The sequence below is a fragment of the Chryseobacterium sp. 2VB genome, assembly GCF_005503635.1.
GTDB lineage: Bacteria > Bacteroidota > Bacteroidia > Flavobacteriales > Weeksellaceae > Chryseobacterium > Chryseobacterium cupriresistens.
Window position 1 is genome coordinate 113,603 of the sequence record NZ_SCNC01000011.1, and the last position, 19,893, is coordinate 133,495.

Consider the following 19,893-nt stretch of genomic DNA (forward strand, 5'->3'; position numbering starts at 1 on the left):
ATTATGTCTTCTAACAGGGAAAAAAAATTAAACAAATCTGACGTCAGAACGGGCATTTGGAAGTTTATTCTGTCATTTGTCGTTTTGTCGGTTGTATCTTTTGCTTGCTTATTTCTCTTCTTTAAGAGTTATGATATACAGCGGGAAGGAATCAGCCGTGAAGCTGAAGCGTATAAAGAACTGATGCTTCGAAGTGACGTGCTTAAGGATCACATTGATGATATTTACGACAAAATGAACCAGCTTAGCATCAATAAGGTGGAGAATGAGGTATTTCTGAGAACCAGTATTATGGATAATGTGAGAGATGCCAAAAATATTATGGGTAAAGACAGTGTGCAGAGCTTTAAACATTATGCCGTACTGATGAAGCAGATTGTACCGATGATGAATTTAAAAGCAAAGATCATCGAAGTAGAGTATCAGAAAAAAACCGTTTTACGGGATCTTGATGAATGCATGGGTAAGATTAAAGTAACCAACAATGAACTTCGGAAAGACCCTACGAGAAATTTCACAGGAAGTAGAAGAAGAAGATAAAAAGAAAAGATATGCAAGGACAAATCACATTATCGAAGAAAGAAAGGCATTATCAGTTTTTTTATTTAATACTGATGCTGGTGACTGCCATGTTATTTTTAGGAGTGATCTTTCTGAAAGGATTTGAATCCCCTTTTTCTGATGAAGATGTAAGAGGTATTCAGAATCTTGAGCAGAAAGCCGAATTTGAACAACACCAGAAAGTTGTTCTTCCCATCATGGACAGTACCTATATCATGATTACAAAACTTACTGATGACGGACCACAGCCTTTTATCGAAAACAATATCCAGCTGGGTGTAAACGACCTTAACAGCTATTTCAACAGTACTGATGTTGTGGATATACGTAAAGATGCCTATCCGCAGATCGCGAAATTCTATAAAATGTATTTTGATGACAAAAAAGTCATTTCAACAACTTCTGAAGACATTAAAATTTTCCAGAAACAGGTGGATGAATGCAGAATCGGATTTAAAGATAAGCAGAATAAGCTTTATCAGCGCGAGCAGGATCTGAAAGCAAGAATGCAGTAAGCAAATAAATACTAGGAACATACATAAAACACATCACAATTACTAACTATGAATTATTTTCAAAAGAACAAGAAAAACATTATTATCGGTGTTATTGCAACTTTGCTGATCGCAGCATTGGTTGCTCTGTGGCTGCAGAAAAAGGTAATACATTCAGCAGATGATATTGTTGGGGTGGTTTATCCGTCTTCACTGGCGGTAGGAGACACGCTTTTATTCGAAGATAAAACCCAGTTTGCCAAAACCAAAAGATGGAATTTCGGAGATGGGACAACTTCAGATAAAAACAGTGGTATTCACTTCTATAATAAACCGGGATATTATCAGGTGATTTTGATCGTCGACAACAAGTACACGAAATCTTTCCCTGTAATGGTAAGCGCAAGAAGCGTTCAGAAACCAAAAGATACTGCAACGGCAAAAACAACTATCGAAGCCGTAAGTCAGGCAATGCAAAATGAAAATGTGACCTTCCGTGCTATTTCTGATGCAAAACAGTTTGCATGGAAATTCGGTGAGTCCGGAAATACAGATGCTAAGGACAAATTTACCATCTATTCCTATAAAAAACCTGGAGAGTATCTGGTGACTCTTTACACAGAACAAAGCCAGGATCCTATCTATCACCGTATTAAAATTCTTCCGGCTTATGATGCTCTTGCTGAAGATGAAGTTTCAGTAGAAGACTCTTATGCCAAAGTAGATAATGATTTTAAATATCACCTGCAGCAGATTGCCAACGGAAACAGTTTCAATATGCACTACAATTACCTGCTGAAAACCTATCTGTGTAACAATGAAAATACAGTGGTAAAAGTAAATGACAGCAAAGTGAATAACTTCTACATGTATTGTGCAGGCCTTCAGTTTGACAAGAATACAGTGATTCAGACGGTAAAAGTAAACCTGGACGACACACAGAACTGTGTAACTAAAGTAGATATTAATCAAAGCAAATAATTTCATCCGGTCTTACGGATGTACCAATCATAAAAAGATTAAATAGGATGAAAAATAAATTTCCTCTAGCAGCATATTATATAGGGTTAACAGTATTATTGACGAGTTGCCAGGTAAAACTGCCGTCAAAGAAAACCCCGGAGCCTTCACAGTATGGGCAGGTGGATGCATCCCCTGTCGTTAACGGATATCCGAAAAAGTCAGTGCCATGGATCGTTATTTCAGACCGGTCAAGAAATACGGCTTATCTGGATAAAGATGATGAGAAGTCTTACAAAGAAGTAAAATTCCTTGAACCTTTAATGGTTTTAAAACATAGAGACGGAATGGTAAAAGTAGCGGAATATGTTCCGGATGCTTTAATGAAGAAAGTTTCGTCAAAATCGATCAAAACATATGGCTGGATTCAGGAGTCTGATCTCCTTCTCTGGAATAACGCTTTAAAAAGTGAAAAGACAGGTTATCCTGTAAGAGTGGCAGTAGTACCTAATAACAGCGAAGTCATCAGAAATGCTGAAAGATACTATAAAAACGACTCTATTATGGTGTTCAACTCACCAAGCCTTATTGAAACAGCCAATGTAAAAATTCCTAACGGACAAATTGTATATGTGTACAAAATGGCCGAAAATAATAAACGTTTTCTGGTAGGTAAAAAACCATCTGTTGATATGGACAGTATCAATAAAGGACTTTACGGCTGGGTAAGCTCCAATGTAATCTCCACCTGGGGAGAACGTTCCGCTATCAGACTTAAAAATACAACAGGAATTACCGATACAACGCTGGGAATTCATGAAGGACATCCGGGTGGATCAGCATCAGATGCGTCCAACAAAACAGCTATTCTTCTTACCGATGTGAATAAGAGAACACAGCTGGAAAATATCTTCCCGGTAAATCTTCCTTTAGAAGAAGCTCCAACACCTGATACCAAGACAAAATATTTCACCAATATTTTAGATTACAGTAAGAATTTCGTATCCAATGTACTGGGTGAACCGATTTATTTCGACCGTTACAGAGAGATCACGGAAAAAGATAAAAACATCAATATTGTCTTTGCATTAGATGTAAGTGCCGGTAATGCGCCTTATGCACCTATTGTAAAATCATTGTTACAGGATCTTCAGCTTAGGTTTGAAAAGCCTTCCTATTTTAGCAATGTTAAATATGGAGCGGTTTTATACAAGAACAATCCTTGCGGAGATAATGTTTCTGTATCCAGCTTAAGCACAGATTACAGTAAGATTTCATCATTTATTGATCAGAAAACGAATGAAATGAACTGTGCCAGCAATAGCGGTTATCAGCCGGTAGGAGAGGCTCTTACGGCAGCAGGAAACCTTCTTTCAAACGTTCCTGATGAAACCAATATCGTTGTTACTGTAGGAACTTCTGCCAACCAAAGCGGAAATATGTACAGTGTAATCAGTTCTCTTACCCAGGCTCAGGCAAGACTGATCATGTTCCAGACCAGTGCAAGATCATCAGATACCTACAATGATTTTGTATTGATGGCGGAAAATGTGGTTACCAATACAGCCAAAAATATTGCTGAACTTAAAAAACAAAAGATCATCAACCAAAATGATGTGCTTACCAAGAATAATTTCAGCCTTGTGGAAGGAGATACAGGATTCTTCTCTTTAGCTTACCCTAAACAGAGTATGTCTCAGGGATTCGTTATTTTCCCTAAGAAAGGAGACATTACGACTCCGGGATTCCTGAAAAAATCTGTTGACAGCCTTATTGCACAGGTTACTCTGGATAATCAGACTATTGATAAATCTCTTAATGAATATTTCCATTCATCCGTAGGAGCAGGTAGAACAGATGTGGATTTAAAATATAAATATCTGTATCCGGGACTTACCAATCCGGTTTCTGCAGGAATTGCCGCACAGCTGATCAACTATGGAAGCCCATTCCTTGTAAAAGGATATATTCCAAAAGATCTGAAAGATTTTACTCCGGCAATAGAAAAGGGAATCCTTATTTCTGAATCGGAATATGATAACTTAAAAGCTTTCTACACGGAAGTATACAGAAATACTCAGGCAGACCGTGCAGATTTTAATCAGGGAAGAGCCATTAAAGAGTATGTTAAATTACTGAAGAAGTACAATCCTACGATAAAATTCTTGGATAAAGGAGCACTTTATGAGCTGCCAATGTCTTATGCAATCGGAATGAGTACCGGATTTGACCTTTCTGAAGAAGAACTGATGGCGAAATACAAGCTGAAAGGCTGGAAAAAATCAAAAGTAGTTCCTGGTGAAACGGTAAAAAATTATTTCCAGCACTATAAGAACTTAGCAGACAGAATGCTTGCCAACAGAAACAACCCGGCTGTAAAAATTCAGCAGAACGGACAGACTTTCTACTGGCTTAATGAGTACTTTACTCCATCCAGAATTCCAACAGAACAACCGGAATACACAAAGCATTAAAAACATTTTTTTATGATATCAAAAGCAGGAGTATATACTTCTGCTTTTTTTGTAGTATAAAGACAGATCAACAAACCTTAATCTTAAATTTTTAAACTTTGAATCCTCATTATTTCTCTTTGATGTGTAAAATTATTTTTTATCTAAAAAAAGAGAAATAATTTAAAACGCTGTATTTATGGTCGTTATCATAAGGTTGATAAATCCAATGTCGTAGAATTACGACAAGAAATCGTAGAACTACTACAAAATCTCAGATTTATAGGGAAAAGTTTTTTTTAGCGGAAAAGAGCCTCTATATTTGCTAACACAATCACCGAATCACAAAATATTACTAACGATTAAATTTACTAATCATGGCCGAAAGAAATTCAAGAGGAATCTTAAAATTCAATAATGGAGAAGGGCAAAAGCTGTTAAAAATGAATTACAGCGTTTCCAGATCTACAGATGTTTCAGGACGTGTAGCATCAGATCCTTCCAACGCATTAATCAAGGTTACAGTAGAAGCTACTGAAAAATCAGATATCCTTGAAAGCTTGCTGAACGGTAAATATAAGCCAACTGTAGGAGAGATTACTTTTAACAAATCTCACGAAGAAGGAACATTGATTACACTGAAATGGCAGAACGGATATGTAATCCAGCATCAGGTAGATTTCGATGCTATCGACAGCAACAGTATGCTGATCAGCTTCGTAGTAAGTGCAGAGACAATCGACTATGGTACTTCTCAATACGCCGGATTATGGCCATCCAGCTAAATACTGACACACATTATCAACATTCATAAGAAGAAAGACTGTCCCTATTTAAGACGGTCTTTTTTTGCCTGAAAGAAAAATTATAACCTGAGAATTTTATTTTATAACGTGTTTATATAATGTCTGTTATATAAAATATTGTTATCTTTAATACTAAACACAAACACAAAGCATATGAAAACCGAATCAAAGACCAAAGGATCTTCTTTCCGCCCATCTCAGAATGCAGACGGGATATCCGCGAATCATCACGCAGGGATCAACCGGCTGGTCAAATTATCACTGGTTGTAGAAGGTAAAATTATTAAGTACTATAAGCATTTCACTCTTAAACAAAAAGCGGGTAACCACCACGAATTCAACCTTGTTCTTGCTCACGATGCATTGGGAGACCGGCAGAGCCATACCCTTGAGGAAGCCAACAAATTTCTGGGAAAACGTCTTACAGCTGTTATTTCCTACAAAGATATTGAGAAAAGTCCGGAAAGGAATTTTGTTGGGGTTATTACCAAAGTAGGATTCAGTCAGGAAAAAATGAGTCTGGGAAATATTGTGCTTTCCGGATACAGCCCGACGATCCTGCTGGACGGTGCTCCGCATATCCAGAGCTTTGGCGGCAGCAAGCCCGTTAATATGGGAATCATAGCCAAAGAAGTAATACAACAGGGAATAGATAAAGAACGGTTTGATATAAGGGTCGATACCAATGATTATTCCCAGATCATTTACAGCAGCCAGTATAACGAAACCCATTACAATTATCTGTCGAGAATGGCAGAAGCTTATGGAGAACAATTTTATTATGATGGTGAAGTTTTGCATTTTGGAAAGCTTCCTCCACAAAATAAACCTATAAAATTATTATATGGGAGCAATGCGGATCATATCAGGGTAGAACTAAAAGCGGTTCATACAAAACCTCAGTATTATGGCTATAACAGCAGTAAACATGAAAAACTGACTTCCGGGGAAACTCCGGTTGACCATTTAGGTGATCTGGCCCGTACAGCATATAGTCATAACGATAAAATATATAAAACTCCGGCACTGCAGGTTGCACCTATTAAAGCAACAACGCACCTGGATGTGGAGCACTCTCAAAGAAGCGCGTCAGGAAGTGAAGCGGTTAATGTATTTTCGGTTTCCGGATCTACAACCGTTCCTTTTTTGCATCCCGGATGTATTGCTGATATTCATATGAGAAAACCGGACAGCAGTGAAACATCTTATTTTACGAAGGTTATGGTGACAGAAGCCGTTCATGAAATTGATACGATCGGACATTACACAGGAACTTTCGAATCCATTGCCGCAGACACGGGTTTTCTGCCCAAACCGGAATTTACGGTACCGGCTGCCCAGCCACAAATTGCAACGGTAATTTCCAATACCGATCCGGAAGGGCAGGGAAGAGTTCAGGTAAGATTCGACTGGCAGATGAATGATAACACTCACTTTGTAAGAGTAATGAGCCCTGATGCAGGAGGAACCGATCAGATCACTCAAAATCGTGGTTATGTAGCTATTCCCGAGGTAGGCGATCAGGTGATGGTGAATTTTGTCCATAGCCATCCGGACAGACCTTTCGTGATGGGAGGAATGTTTCATGGCGGAATAGGCCTTGGTGGAGGTGCAGACAATCGTGTAAAATCCATACAAACGCGAAGCGGCCACAGAATCGTTTTTACGGAAGACGAAAGCATTATTATTACAGATAAAAGCGGAAATGAAATCCATCTGGATACAACCGGAAGTAATATTAATATCACGGCACCGGAAACCATGACCCTGAACTGTAAGAACATGAATATTAATGTAGGAGAGAATATGACTACGACGGTGGGAAATAACCAAAGTACAAACATTGGAAATAATATTACAATATCTGCTGGTAATGATATTATAGAAACTGCTACTGGTAATAGAATGGAAATATCTGATAACCGGACAGAAATGGTAGATAATACATTATTTAGACAGTCTGACAAATCAGAAACTTTTGCAGGATCTATTGATATTAGTTCTACTCAGGATAATATGATTATGCAAAGTGCTAAGACAATTGAGTGGAATAGTGGAGAAAAATCAAACCTTTTTTAATATGGCAATTATCAAGAGATCAAAAAATATGATTATCAAAACTACAAATAAAGAAACTATTATTTGTGGAAAGAGATTAGAAGAAATTGCTACATCCAAATGGGTAGAAGCTATGGACGGTAAATTAGTATTGAATAGCCCTAAAAAAATACATTCTCATGGCAACAGGAAATAGCGTAGGAGAATACAAACCAGGAAAGCCTTCCATAAATCATATAGTTGAGTATAATGAGAATATAGTTGTTGTAGGTGCAGAAGTTCATGACAAAAAGCCAGTTAATAAATTAATGTTTATGGCTCAAGCTATAAGAAGAGTTAAGATATCAAGTGTACAAACAGTAATATATTTTAAGCATGGCTATTCTCAAAATATGATAAGTGAGTTTGAAAATTCACTGAAAAGTTATAAAAAAAATATAAAGATTATTGCGATCACTAATATTTCTCAACTTTTTAATTATTTAAACATTGGAAGTATAGAGAAATCTGGGAGTGATTATCGTACGAAACCGGATGAATATGGAAATATGTATAAGGTTAAAAATGTATATTTCTATTCTCATGGTATGCCAAGTAGAATTACATTTATGTTAGATTGGGATATTTACATAAAAAATAATAATATAAAATCAAATGAAACTGCTCAGAAAAATGAACTGAATTTAGAAAACTATACAATATTAAATCCTAAAAGTTTCTCAAAAGATGTTGAATTATGGTCCTTTGCATGTAGGACTGGACTCAGTGTGGATAATGATTCTGAGGTTGAAAAATTTACATGGGGTGAAGCAGAAAGTCTTGCTCAGAAGTTAGCCGATAGGTTAAATGCAAAAGTTCATGCTTTTCTTAAGAGAAGTAATTATGAACTTACTTGGGGAGGAAGATCGGATAGGTTAGATTTAAAAATTGCTGATAATCTTGAAAAGATAAATATTGATATTAAAAACGATGATAATTTTAGAGCTTATAAGAAAAAAGAAAAAAAGATTGATGAAATTTATCCTTGGCAACCGCAAGGTGCATATAGAGATGTTGTAGCAGGAGACTTTCCATATGGTCCTCCAGGTTGCATGTGTTTATTTCAAAAAAATAAAAAAATTATAATACCTTGTGATACAATGGTCTTTCCAAAAGGTTAAATATATATGAAATCAAAAATTCAATTTTTCTTAATATATCTAGTAATTGGTATTGTTAGCTATTTCGGCTATAAATTATTATACAATACATCGTTTGATTTAGGTTTATTTTGTGATGTTAGTACAGAATGTTACGAATTAACTCAAAAAAGCATTATTTTTAATTGGTTTCTCTTTTTAATATTAGTAATAACTGCAAATCTTTTACTAAGAAGTAAAATAAAATATTTTATAATAGTAGTACTAGTTTTACTCTTTAATATTTTGAAACTTGGTTCTAATGGAGCTGTAATGTTTCTTTTTATTTTAAATTTATTTACATTACTTTTTTCAGTCAAACTAATGGATAATAAAGAAAAGAGCCATTATATTATTGCATTTATATGTATGGTATTTATATATCTATTTGAAATGTTTTATGTTTCTGAAATATTTTATTTTAATACAAAATATGATACTTTGGAAACCATAATATACATTTCTTTAACTCTAATTTTTATATTTAATCTTTTGACGATGTTTCTTATAAGAAGAAAACGAAATAAATTAAGTCGGTTTTAAATTATGAAACTTAGAATATTTTTTTTAATTGTTATGTTTTTATTTTCTCAATGTAAAAAAGAGCATATGAATAATACAAATAGAATTTATTATAAAACTGAAGAGTTTACATCTTTTGAAAATAATGCCCAGATAAAATATGATGAGGCCAATGCTATATTTTTGGAATATTTAAAAAAAGAACATATAAAATTGACTCCGGTATTTCTTTTTTGTGAAGGAGAAGATTATCTATTTGGTGTAACAAATGATCCCAGCCAGGATAAGATGAACAGATCCTGGAAACTATATAAATTGAAAGTAAACTCGCAATCGGGAAATACAGAACCAATGCAAGGTCAGGTAAAAGAATAACTCAGTCTGGATTGTGTTACTATATTGAAATTTACATTATTATAATATTTTATAAAGATTAGATTATAGTTTTGGGTCTAGAAAAATAAAATTGATGTACAATGTTTATTATACTATTGGCAATGGAAAAAAGCTAATTCATCTATAAAATAGGTTGTTATGAATAAAATAATAGTGTTAATGTGGTTGAGTATGTTTATACAATGTCAACCTCAAAAAATAAACAAAAGCATGGTACCAACAGTAGATAATAAATTTGAAATAATCAATACCGAAGAGGCAAAACGTATTATTATTAATGATAACAAAACGACAACATTTGTTTCTGCTAAAATCGGTTCTAGTTATACGGAATATCACAAGAATAGCTATTTTATGATAATTAAAAATTACTATCCTTCCAGAAATATTAAAAATAAAGGAATAGCTTTCAATGAAGGTTCTCCAATTGGCATCTGGTATTATTTTGATGAATCAGGCAAACTTACTAAGGAAGAAAATACAGATGAAGGATATAGTTTTACTCCTGAAAAGGTAATAATTTATTGCGAAAAGAATAAAATTGAGCTTCCGAAAGGGTATCATGATTCCGGGTTTTATACACGGATTAGAAAAGATGTTCTCAATGGTAAAAAAGTTTGGGTAATAGAATACCTTATCCCGGATGGAGATATTCAAAAAGTTGTTTTAGATGGTCAATCAGGTACAGAACTGGAGAAAAAAGTGGTTCCGTTTGTAAGCAGTTAGTTAATGATTAATGGGCTAGCTGTTTACAGGTTTAACATAAATCTACCAGAAAGATTACAAAAAGAAGACAGTATTTTTTTATAACCCATAATTATATGATTGATAATAGATTTATAGAAAAACTATTTGTAGTATTGTTGTTAGGTCTTTTTCTACAATGTCAATGTCAGGAATTACAAAAGACAATGATTCCAAAAATTACTAATGAATTTGAAAAGATTACTATACAGAATTCTAAGAAAAAAGATGATGACAGATGTATTGAAACTCCGGAAGGAAGAAAGGAAATTTTTTCTGCTTCTGAAGGTGGATATATTTTAAGTATTTACTATGAGAATGCTTTTTATAAATCAGATAAATTCTATTATAAAAATGGATACATAAAAAATAAATCATTTTCATTTAACATGGGCTCGCCTGTAGGAATGTTATATTATTTTGATAAATCAGGTAAGCTTATTAAAGAAGAAAATACAGATGAAGGATATAGTTTTACTCCTGAAAAGGTAGTAAAGTATTGTGAAAAGAATAAAATTGATCTGCCTAAGGGCTACCATGATTCTGGTTACCAAGCTAGAGTATTAAAACAGGTTTTTGAAGGCAAAAAAGTATGGAGAATTTCTCATCAGACTGCAGGCGACAAAATAGAAGAAATCATTCTGGATGGTAAAACAGGTGAAGAGCTGGAGAAAAAAGTGGTTCGCTTGTAAGCAATTAATAATAAAATGCTTTAAAAGGCTAATCTTTTTTCTATTTTAACAGGAAAGTGATTCAGAAAAGTAATTTACTACAATATATCACCATCAGAACTACGATTAAAAACAAAAAACACCGTTGTTACTTCTCTAATTGAAGAATTAACTATCTTTATATCATTTAGAATAAAATAATTAATTTTAGCATCACAAAAGAACGATTTTTTATGTCTTGGTAAAAGGAATGAAAAATAGAGATCAAAATCATCAAATCTGCATAATAAACAGAACGCAAATATATTAATATAAGAAAATTATAAATGGGAGTACTAGTAACCAACGAAACAGTAAAGCAACTATTTCATATTGCTCAGTCGATAGCGAAGGAAAACTATAATGGAACGTATGGAGGCCCGCATATCCTGCAGGCTTTAATGCATAAAGATATCGGCCTTAATGAATTCCTGAAAAGTATAGATAAAGATCCGGGCTATTTCTATGAATGGGCAGATGTCCGTATCGAAGAATACCCGAAAACCAGTCATCTTTCCGATGAAGTAGGACAGGATGAAGCGGTAGATACCCTTATTGAAGAAGCTGATGATATCCGTTTAAAACTTGGACTGGATGAGATTACTCCTATCTGTATTCTGACAGCCATTGTAAAGCCTCAAGTTGTATTCTCTCTTCAGCAGTTAAAATCACTTCCGTTGAGAGAACATGAGATCTTCAATCTGTACAGAAAAGATACTCCGTTTACTGTTTCAGAAGATGGAGATTTTTCATCATTATTTTCAAATGGTTCAGCAGATTATTCAGACTCTTCCTTTCCTTCCATTAAAAGCTATTGTGTAGACAGAACGGCGCAGGCGAGAAAAGGAGAAATCGAAAATATCATCGGCAGGGACAAAGAACTCAGAATGCTGGTGGAAATCCTTTGCCGAAGAAGCAAACCGAATGTGATCATCATCGGGGAGCCGGGAGTAGGAAAAACAGCTTTGGTAGAAGGTTTTGCTACAGAAATTATTAAAGGAAATGTTCCTGAAATGCTTAAAAACGGTACCCTTTTAGAACTGGACACCGGAGCATTACTGGCGGGAACTTCTTATAAAGGTGAAATTGAAGACCGCCTGAAAAAAGTAATCAATGAATGTAAGAAAATTGAAAAAGCCATTCTCTTCATTGATGAAATCCACACCCTTTTAGATCCGAAAGGAAGTATTGGAAATGTTGCTAATCTCCTTAAGCCTGAACTTGCCAGAGGTGAAATTACCGTAATCGGTGCTACAACTCAGGAAGAATACAGAAAAATTATAGAGCCGGAACAGGCTTTCAACCGTCGTTTTGAAGTGTTAACCGTTCTTGAACCGGATGAGAAAACCTGTGTCAAAATGATAGATGTACTATTGGAAGGCTACAAAAAACACCATAGTATTGAAGTTGAAAAAACAGCTCTTCCGGAATGTGTACGTCTGGCAAAAAGATATGCCAAAGGTAAAAAATTACCGGATGCCGCTATTGACTTATTAGACAGAACAATGGCAGCCATCAAAATGCTTGATGAACTTTCCGAAAAAGAACTGGACAGCTGGAAAGAAAGTTATGATGCGATTTTAACAGAAGAATATGCCGACAGCAAAGATAAAGCGGATGAACTGATCTGGACTTACAACCTGCTGAGAGATAAAATAAGCCCGATTCTCTGGGGTTCACTCAGTGAGCAGCCTTCGATTGACAACTCTATGCCGGTAGATCAGATTCAGAAAATCATTGAAGATACTTACGCAGAACTTTTACAGCATGCCGCCAAAAAAAGAGAAAAAGTTGACAGACTGGAGCTTGCTGCTGTAATGGCTGCCAAAACCAATATCCCAATCGGGAAAATCCAGGCTCAGGAAAAAGAAAAACTCCTGAATATGGAATCTCTTCTGTTGAACAGAGTCGTAGGACAGGACCATGCATTGAAAATCCTTTCCGATGCTATTGTTGAAAACCGAAGCGGATTGAACAAACCGGGACAGCCTATCGGATCGTTCTTCCTTCTTGGACCTACCGGAACCGGTAAAACAGAGTTGGCAAAATCAATGGCAGAATTACTTTTCAACGATGAAAAGGCAATGGTACGCTTTGATATGTCGGAATTTAAAGAAGAACATTCCGCAGCGTTGCTATACGGAGCGCCTCCGGGATATGTAGGATATGAAGAAGGAGGAATGCTTGTTAATAAAATCAGACAACAGCCATATACTGTTGTGTTATTTGATGAGATTGAAAAAGCCCACCATTCTGTTTTTGATGTATTCCTTCAGATTATGGATGAAGGGAAAGTTCATGATAAATTAGGTAAAGAAGGAGATTTCAGTAATGCATTGATCCTGTTTACCTCCAATATCGGAAGTGAAGAAATTGTAAAACAGTTTGAAGAAGGAAAAATTCCGGAATCATCTTCACTCATGCAGATTATGTCAAACTCCGGACGATTCAGACCTGAGTTCCTGGCAAGAATTACAGAAATTATTCCTTTTGCACCGATCACAGAATCTATTGCAGAAAGAATATTTAATATTCAGCTGAAATCACTTCATACTTCATTAACAAGATTGGGAATTGCTTTGAAAATTACCGATGAAGCTGTGAAAAACCTTGCATTAGGAGGGTTTAGCAGTAAGTATGGTGCAAGACAGATCTCAGGGGTCATCCGTGCTCAGCTTGCAAGACCAATCTCTAAAATGATTGTGAGAGAAGAAGTGAAATCCGGCCAGACTATTCATGTAGACTGGAATAAAGACGAGGAAAAACTAAGCTGGAAAGTAGATTAAGTATAAAGCAAAGGGTATTTGCAGCCAGCTTTTACCCTTTTGCTTATAAATAAAATTAAAATGAAAACAATTGTCAGAAATATCTTTACAGGTTTTCTATTATTAGGATCCGTTATCATGATCAACGGACAGTTTCTTGCTGCTTCCGACACCTCGGAAAGCAGTGTGAAAAAATATAAGGGTATCATTAATGCCAATAAAGATCTTGTAGAATTTATTGAACAGTTACTCCTTCAGAAAGGTCTTCCCAAACATTTGCGAAACCTGGCCCTGATTGAATCCCATTTTGACAGAAATATTACCTCAGGAGCCGGAGCAGTAGGGATCTGGCAGTTTATGACAGCACATGCCAACCAATACGGACTCACTGAGCAGGGACGTACCGATATTTATAAAAGTACCAAAACAGCTGCTATTTCACTGAGTAATCTTTATAAAAAGTACAATAACTGGGTAACAGTAGTCGCTGCTTACAACTGCGGAGAAGGGAATATTGCCAAAGCGATGGAAGCTGCAGGTTCTACCCAATACCATGAATTTTATAAATACCTTCCGGGGGAAACCATTAATCATGTAAAGAAATATCTTAATGCATGCTATGCCACAGGAGAACTTCAGAGTGTACTGAATAATTATAACTCTGCAAGAATCAATAAGATTTTCTTTCAGGGAGACCGGAAAGAGACTGCTGCAGCGCTTTCAGAAACGGAGATCAATGCAGGATTCAACCTTAATATTGTCGCCGCTGAACTGAATGTAGAAGTGGATAAAATTCTTGCCTGGAATCCCGGAATTATGGAAGAGCTTCAGAAAAAAGGAGAAAGCCCCTTCTATCTTCCGATGGATCTGATGCCGGACTTTCTGCTAAGGAAAAATAAAATATTGGTTCGCTCCCTAAAAGAAGGAGGAAAAATTCAGCAGTAAAATATATCAACGATATAAAAAAGCAATCAGCCAAACTGATTGCTTTTTTTATTGTCCAATCTGTTAAAAACAGACCAATTTTTTACTAATAAAATCTTAATATTTCTCAATGATGTGGAAAATTATTGACTTTTAATGCTTGTTTTTAATGAGTTAAAATCCTGTGTTAATAAGGTTTGTGGTAGGTTTTTTAAATCCAATGTCGTAGAATTACGACAAGAAATCGTAGAATTACTACAAATTTTCAGATTTCCATTCAAAAGCTTTGTTTACCGGAAAAGAGCCTCTATATTTGCTAACACAATCACCGAATCACAAAATATTAACGATTAAAATTTACAATCATGGCCGAAAGAAATTCAAGAGGAATCTTAAAATTCAACAACGGAGAAGGGCAAAAGCTGTTAAAAATGAACTACAGCGTATCAAGATCTACAGACGTTTCAGGACGTGTAGCATCAGATCCTTCCAACGCATTGATCAAAGTTACAGTAGAAGCTACTGAAAAATCAGACATCCTTGAAAGCTTACTAAACGGTAAATACAAGCCGACCGTAGGAGAGATTACTTTCAACAAATCTCACGAAGAAGGAACTCTGATTACTTTAAAATGGGAAAACGGATACGTTATCCAGCACGAAGTAGACTTCGACGCTATTGACAGCAACAGCATGCTGATCAGCTTCGTAATCAGCGCTGAAACCATCGACTATGGTACTTCCCAGTACGCAGGACTATGGCCTTCAGCAGGTAAATAAGCCTATTCATCATCTTAGTAAAAATAAAATTGGTACAGAACAGCCCTTGTAAAAGTTTGCTGTTCTGTTTTCTGCTTTACAATAAGTTTCAGATAAGTAATCAATCACTTATAAAAACCAATATCTGGAATTTACAAAGCCTGTAATGATACCTACAGCATCAATTCAACATTTATTAACTTAAAAACACGTAACACTATGTTTCAAGATGATAAAATTAGAGTAAAGAATTCTCAGCAATCTATCAGCCAGGATACAGAGACGATTAAAAAAACTGCGCAGGAAAATGCGGTTACGAAAGCAGATGAAAAGGTAAACCAGGCAGGGAATAAAATAAAAAAGACAGCAGAAACTGCACAGCACTTAAACTCAGCACAGGAAACAGGAACGTTTCTGAATCAAACGCTGGTTTCTAACGACCCTTCCGTTGTTGAGACAAAAGTATGGGCCAAACAGCCTACTTCAAAAATACATAATGCAGAAGCGATTTCTCAGAGCTATATAGCAGGAATCAACCGGGTTATCAAGCTTGATGTAATCATAGAAGGTGAGATTATTAATCATTTCAAGCATTTTAAGCTGGTACAGAGTGCTACCAGACACCATGAGTTCAGTCTTATACTGGCTCATGATACTTTGGGTAAACCGGAAAATCACAATCTGGAAGAAGCTCAGAAGTTTTTAGGAAAAAGAATCACAGTTGTTTTCAAATATAAAGATATTGAGAAAGGAGCCGAACGTAATTTTGTAGGAGTGGTTACAGAAGTAGGTTTCAGCCAGGAGAAAGGAAGTCTTGGAAATATTATCATCAAAGGCTACAGCCCAACTGTACTTTTGGATGCAGCCCCTCATATTCAGAGCTTTGGAGGAAGCCAGCCTGTAAGTTTGAACAGTATTGCTGATCAGGTAATTAAAGAAGGGCTGGGACAGCATAAATTTGATTTCAGAGTAGATGCCCAGCATGGAAATATATCGTACAGCTCACAATATGAAGAAACCCATTATAATTATCTCGCAAGAATGGCAGAAGGTTATGGAGAGCAGTTTTATTATGATGGAGAAGTTCTGCACTTCGGAAAACTGCCGCCACAGGAGAAACCTGTCAGGCTTACTTACGGAAGCAGTGTAAGTGATATAGCCATCAAAATGAAGGCCCAGCATGTAAGTCCTACTTTTTATGGTTATAACAGCAGTAAAAATGAGAAGCTGACAGCTGGCAGTTCAAAAATTAACCATACTTCAGATATTGCAAGACGTGCTTACGAAATATCAGAAAAAACTTTTACTACTCCTTCTTTGAGAGTGGCCCCTATTAAAGCATCTTCCTTTATGGATATTAATGCTTCCCAGAAGGGAACCGCGGGTAGCAAGGCTGCAGAAGTTTTTGTTACTTCGGGAACTACAACAGTTCCTTTCTTATATCCGGGATGTATCGCGGATATCGAAATGCGTAAAACAGAGAGTAATGAAACCTCTTATTTTACAAAACTGATGATTATTGAAGTTTCTCACGAAGTGGATGCCAGAGGCTATTATGATGGCAAATTTGAAGCAATTGCAGCAGATACAGGATTTATTCCTCGTCCCGAATTTCAGATGCCCAAAGCAGAAGCCCAGTTTGGAAAAGTAATTTCAAATACAGATCCTTTAAATCAGGGAAGAGTACGTGTGCAGTTCGATTGGCAAAGCGGACCTGATACTACTGAATTTGTCCGCGTAATGACCCCGGATGCAGGAAGTAGTGATAAAGTAAGTAAGAACAGAGGATTTATGGCTGTTCCGGAAGTGGGAGACCAGGTTATTGTCAATTTTGTACATCAGCACCCGGACCGTCCGTTTGTGATGGGAGGAATGTTCCATGGGGGAATAGGTGGCGGTGGCGGAGCCGGTAACAATATCAAAAGTCTGAGCAGCAGAAGTGGAAATAAATTAGAATTAAATGATGGTGAAGGCTCTGTATTTCTGACGGATCAGGGCGGGGCTAATATGAAGTTTGACGGGGCAGGAAATGCCCAGACTAATGCCAATAACAATAAAACGGTTAACGTAGGAAATAATAATACGGTAAATGCCGGCAGTACAAATTCTATTAATGTCGGAGGAAAAGAAGGCGGGGCAGCCAATTCAGTCCTGACAATGGACGCAGCCGGAAATATTGCTCTGGAAGGAAAAACAAAAATTGAATTAAGAGTTGGTGAAAACAGTATCACAATTACTAAAGAGGGGATTACTATCTCTGCAAAAGAAGGAATGCTGGATTTGAATTCATTAAAAAATGCATTATTGGTAACACAGGATAACCTGAGTATTCACAGTAAAGCAGTCACTTCAATGAATGCTACAGGAGATATATTTATTACCGGAAGTAATGTTGATATCAACTGATGTCGCGAATATATTCTAAAACGTATTAAAACATGACTTTGGAACCGAATAAAGTTGAAAAAAATGACCAGCTGGCAGGATTCAAATATGCCTGGTACAAAAAAAGAGAATATAATATCAATATAAAATCCTATCTTACTTTAGGAACAGGAAAAGCCAACCAGACGGAAATAGAAGAAGACTGGGTAGTAATACCGGGAGAATATAATCATATTACCATACAGTCTTCTACCCAGCGATATATTCAGGCAGACGGGCAGATGCAGCCATTTTATGAAATTCTTGAAAAAATAAATAAAGCGACTGAGGTTGTTGAATTATCTTTAAATACGGATAAAAGTATCCACGAAGTAACCAATAAAAGTGAAATTGTAAGCAGATGGGAAGAGATAAAGAAGGATCTGCATTTTTTTGAGCTGGTAAAAGAAAGTTATAAGGTATTTATTCAGATCTATGATAAAGAATTTAACAATATAGATCGTAATATCAGACAAAACTTTTTGTATCAGATCATGTTTTATCCTTTACCGGCATTCAGCGGGGGAAGTTTTACAGATGAAATTCCTGTAAGAATAGCTTTGTCAACCCTTTTTCCGGGAGAAGAACTTGAATATAGTTCCTCGTATAAAATTTTAAAAAATAAAGAAGGAGGCTTCACTGTGAAACTGGATGGAAAAAGTAAAGGAAATCAGTCCCGCTTTGAGAGTATTTATAAAGATAAATATCAGAGAACGCTCGGAAATGCTCTGGAATATAAGTATGCCATTGAGGGAGAATATCTTTATAATGAAGATTCTGTACTATCAGAGGTCATATTTCATGTGAAAGAAGAACTGAATGAAAAGATGATCTATGTATGCAGGTACCATATAAGGTTAAGTGAAACATAACAATTAATACGATCACTATGAGTCAATTATATATCGCACAGGATACTCCGCTTACTTGTAGTAAAGGCCGAAGACTTATAGGAATTGGAGTCAGTTCCCAGTCTTCCGTAAAATTGAAAAAAGGAGCTAAGCTGATGGCCACGGAAAAGGACCGTTTTAAAGACAATTTTATCTGTCCTGAAATGATGATGGCAGGAGCATTAGCAGGGGTAGCCGTAGCGGCAGCTTTCTCCGGTGGACTTTTTGTTTTAGCGGCAGCAGCCTGGGCAGGAAGTGCCCTCATTGATGACTGCCTCAATATTTGTTCATTTTTATGCAAGGGAAGCGACTGGCAAAATACCCATCCAAAAGTGAAAATCGAAAATAAAAAACCTCTGTTGCAAAATTCCAGTCTACACTGTTTCATAGGAGGTAAAATCACCTTTCATTTACCTGTTGCCCAGCTGCAGGAGGCCTCTATTGCCAGTAGAATGGCCCAGGATTCTTACGAGGATAATAACGGGAATAATACAAGTATTGATGGGTACACGCGAATCAATACAGATGATCAGGCTGAGCTGGACAAGCTATTCGGTCCGGGAGTGTTAACCAGCAAAGATTTCAATACCAATAAAGACAACGGCTTCTTTTCTTCTTTATATTACAATAAAGAAACAGGAGATTATTTTGTGGCATTCAGAGGTTCAGAACCTAAAGGAATGCAGTTTTATCATGACTGGTTCATCGAAGATGGAGGACAGGCGCTTGGTTTCGCAACGCCTCAGATAGAAAAAACGAGAATGCTTGCGGAAAAAATGGATAATGCGACCGGAGGAAAAGTGAAATTTACCGGACATTCATTAGGAGGAGGGAACAGTGCCATGGCTTCCTATTACACAGGACTTCCGGGATATACCTTCAATGCAAGAGGAGTACATGGCAATACACTCGATTATCTCGATAAAAAAGGAGCAGTAAAATCAACTTCCGGAATTATCAATTACAGTACAAGTAATGATATTCTTAACGGGCTGCAAAATAACAGGGAAGGTCTGCTCTCTACATTGGCTTTATCCAGAATTCCGGGGCTCAACAAAATTGCAATTTTCGGAGGTCTTACAGGAGGTGTTCCGAGAGCGCTGGGAGAACAGAATGAAATCTTTGGGTACATTGATGATAATGAAGGGCTTGGCCTAAAAACCATTGGAAGCGGACATAGCGCATATAATGATGCGTTTCAGGCGATGCTGGCCACTATAAATACTGATGTTGTAGCTAATAATATATAA

17 protein-coding genes are annotated in these 19,893 nt (G+C 36.3%); all 17 read left to right on the plus strand.

The annotated features are described in order from the left end of the window. Positions 1-3: 3 nt before the first annotated feature. A complete protein-coding gene (gene tssO / locus FFS26_RS12430) occupies positions 4-540 on the plus strand; it encodes a type VI secretion system TssO (RefSeq protein ID WP_110011659.1) in 537 nt (178 codons plus the stop codon). Positions 541-551: 11 nt separating this feature from the next. Continuing rightward, positions 552-1,076: a type VI secretion system transmembrane protein TssO gene (locus tag FFS26_RS12435; protein WP_137905162.1), complete on the plus strand. Its 525-nt coding sequence runs from the start codon at positions 552-554 to the stop codon at positions 1,074-1,076. 48 nt (positions 1,077-1,124) lie between these two features. Continuing rightward, positions 1,125-2,036 carry a PKD domain-containing protein gene (locus tag FFS26_RS12440; RefSeq protein ID WP_110011661.1) on the plus strand — a complete coding sequence of 304 codons (912 nt, stop codon included), beginning with the start codon at positions 1,125-1,127 and terminating at the stop codon, positions 2,034-2,036. A gap of 47 nt (positions 2,037-2,083) precedes the next feature. Continuing rightward, entirely contained in the window at positions 2,084-4,489 is a 2,406-nt protein-coding gene (gene tssR, locus FFS26_RS12445; RefSeq protein WP_110011662.1) for a type VI secretion system protein TssR domain-containing protein, read from the plus strand. 356 nt (positions 4,490-4,845) lie between these two features. Beyond that, on the plus strand, positions 4,846-5,253 hold the full coding sequence (gene tssD / locus FFS26_RS12450) for a type VI secretion system tube protein TssD (RefSeq protein ID WP_110011663.1): 408 nt from the start codon (positions 4,846-4,848) through the stop codon (positions 5,251-5,253). Between the two features lie 174 nt (positions 5,254-5,427). Continuing rightward, entirely contained in the window at positions 5,428-7,353 is a 1,926-nt protein-coding gene (locus tag FFS26_RS12455) for a type VI secretion system Vgr family protein (protein ID WP_137905163.1), read from the plus strand. Between the two features lies 1 nt (position 7,354). Beyond that, entirely contained in the window at positions 7,355-7,528 is a 174-nt protein-coding gene (locus FFS26_RS22520; RefSeq protein ID WP_171006302.1) for a hypothetical protein, read from the plus strand. Beyond that, positions 7,512-8,492 (plus strand): hypothetical protein, encoded by a 981-nt coding sequence (locus FFS26_RS12460; protein WP_110011665.1) that lies wholly within the window; start codon positions 7,512-7,514, stop codon positions 8,490-8,492. Before FFS26_RS22520 ends, FFS26_RS12460 begins: the two co-directional genes overlap by 17 nt. A 564-nt stretch (positions 8,493-9,056) precedes the next feature. Beyond that, entirely contained in the window at positions 9,057-9,407 is a 351-nt protein-coding gene (locus FFS26_RS12465; RefSeq protein WP_137905164.1) for a hypothetical protein, read from the plus strand. Between the two features lie 159 nt (positions 9,408-9,566). Beyond that, positions 9,567-10,154 (plus strand): hypothetical protein, encoded by a 588-nt coding sequence (locus tag FFS26_RS12470; RefSeq protein WP_228406593.1) that lies wholly within the window; start codon positions 9,567-9,569, stop codon positions 10,152-10,154. 95 nt (positions 10,155-10,249) lie between these two features. Continuing rightward, on the plus strand, positions 10,250-10,864 hold the full coding sequence (locus FFS26_RS12475) for a hypothetical protein (RefSeq protein ID WP_228449434.1): 615 nt from the start codon (positions 10,250-10,252) through the stop codon (positions 10,862-10,864). Between the two features lie 305 nt (positions 10,865-11,169). After that, a complete protein-coding gene (locus FFS26_RS12480; RefSeq protein ID WP_110011670.1) occupies positions 11,170-13,668 on the plus strand; it encodes an ATP-dependent Clp protease ATP-binding subunit in 2,499 nt (832 codons plus the stop codon). A 60-nt stretch (positions 13,669-13,728) separates the two neighbouring features. Next, positions 13,729-14,592 (plus strand): lytic transglycosylase domain-containing protein, encoded by an 864-nt coding sequence (locus FFS26_RS12485; protein WP_110011671.1) that lies wholly within the window; start codon positions 13,729-13,731, stop codon positions 14,590-14,592. A 344-nt stretch (positions 14,593-14,936) separates the two neighbouring features. After that, positions 14,937-15,350, plus strand: a complete 414-nt coding sequence (gene tssD / locus FFS26_RS12490) for a type VI secretion system tube protein TssD (RefSeq protein WP_062675331.1) — start codon at positions 14,937-14,939, stop codon at positions 15,348-15,350. Between the two features lie 198 nt (positions 15,351-15,548). Further along, entirely contained in the window at positions 15,549-17,735 is a 2,187-nt protein-coding gene (locus FFS26_RS12495) for a type VI secretion system Vgr family protein (protein ID WP_137905165.1), read from the plus strand. Positions 17,736-17,767: 32 nt separating this feature from the next. Further along, complete coding sequence (locus FFS26_RS12500; protein ID WP_110011673.1) at positions 17,768-18,625, plus strand: hypothetical protein; 858 nt, start codon at positions 17,768-17,770, stop codon at positions 18,623-18,625. Between the two features lie 17 nt (positions 18,626-18,642). Further along, entirely contained in the window at positions 18,643-19,893 is a 1,251-nt protein-coding gene (locus FFS26_RS12505; protein WP_110011674.1) for a PAAR-like protein, read from the plus strand.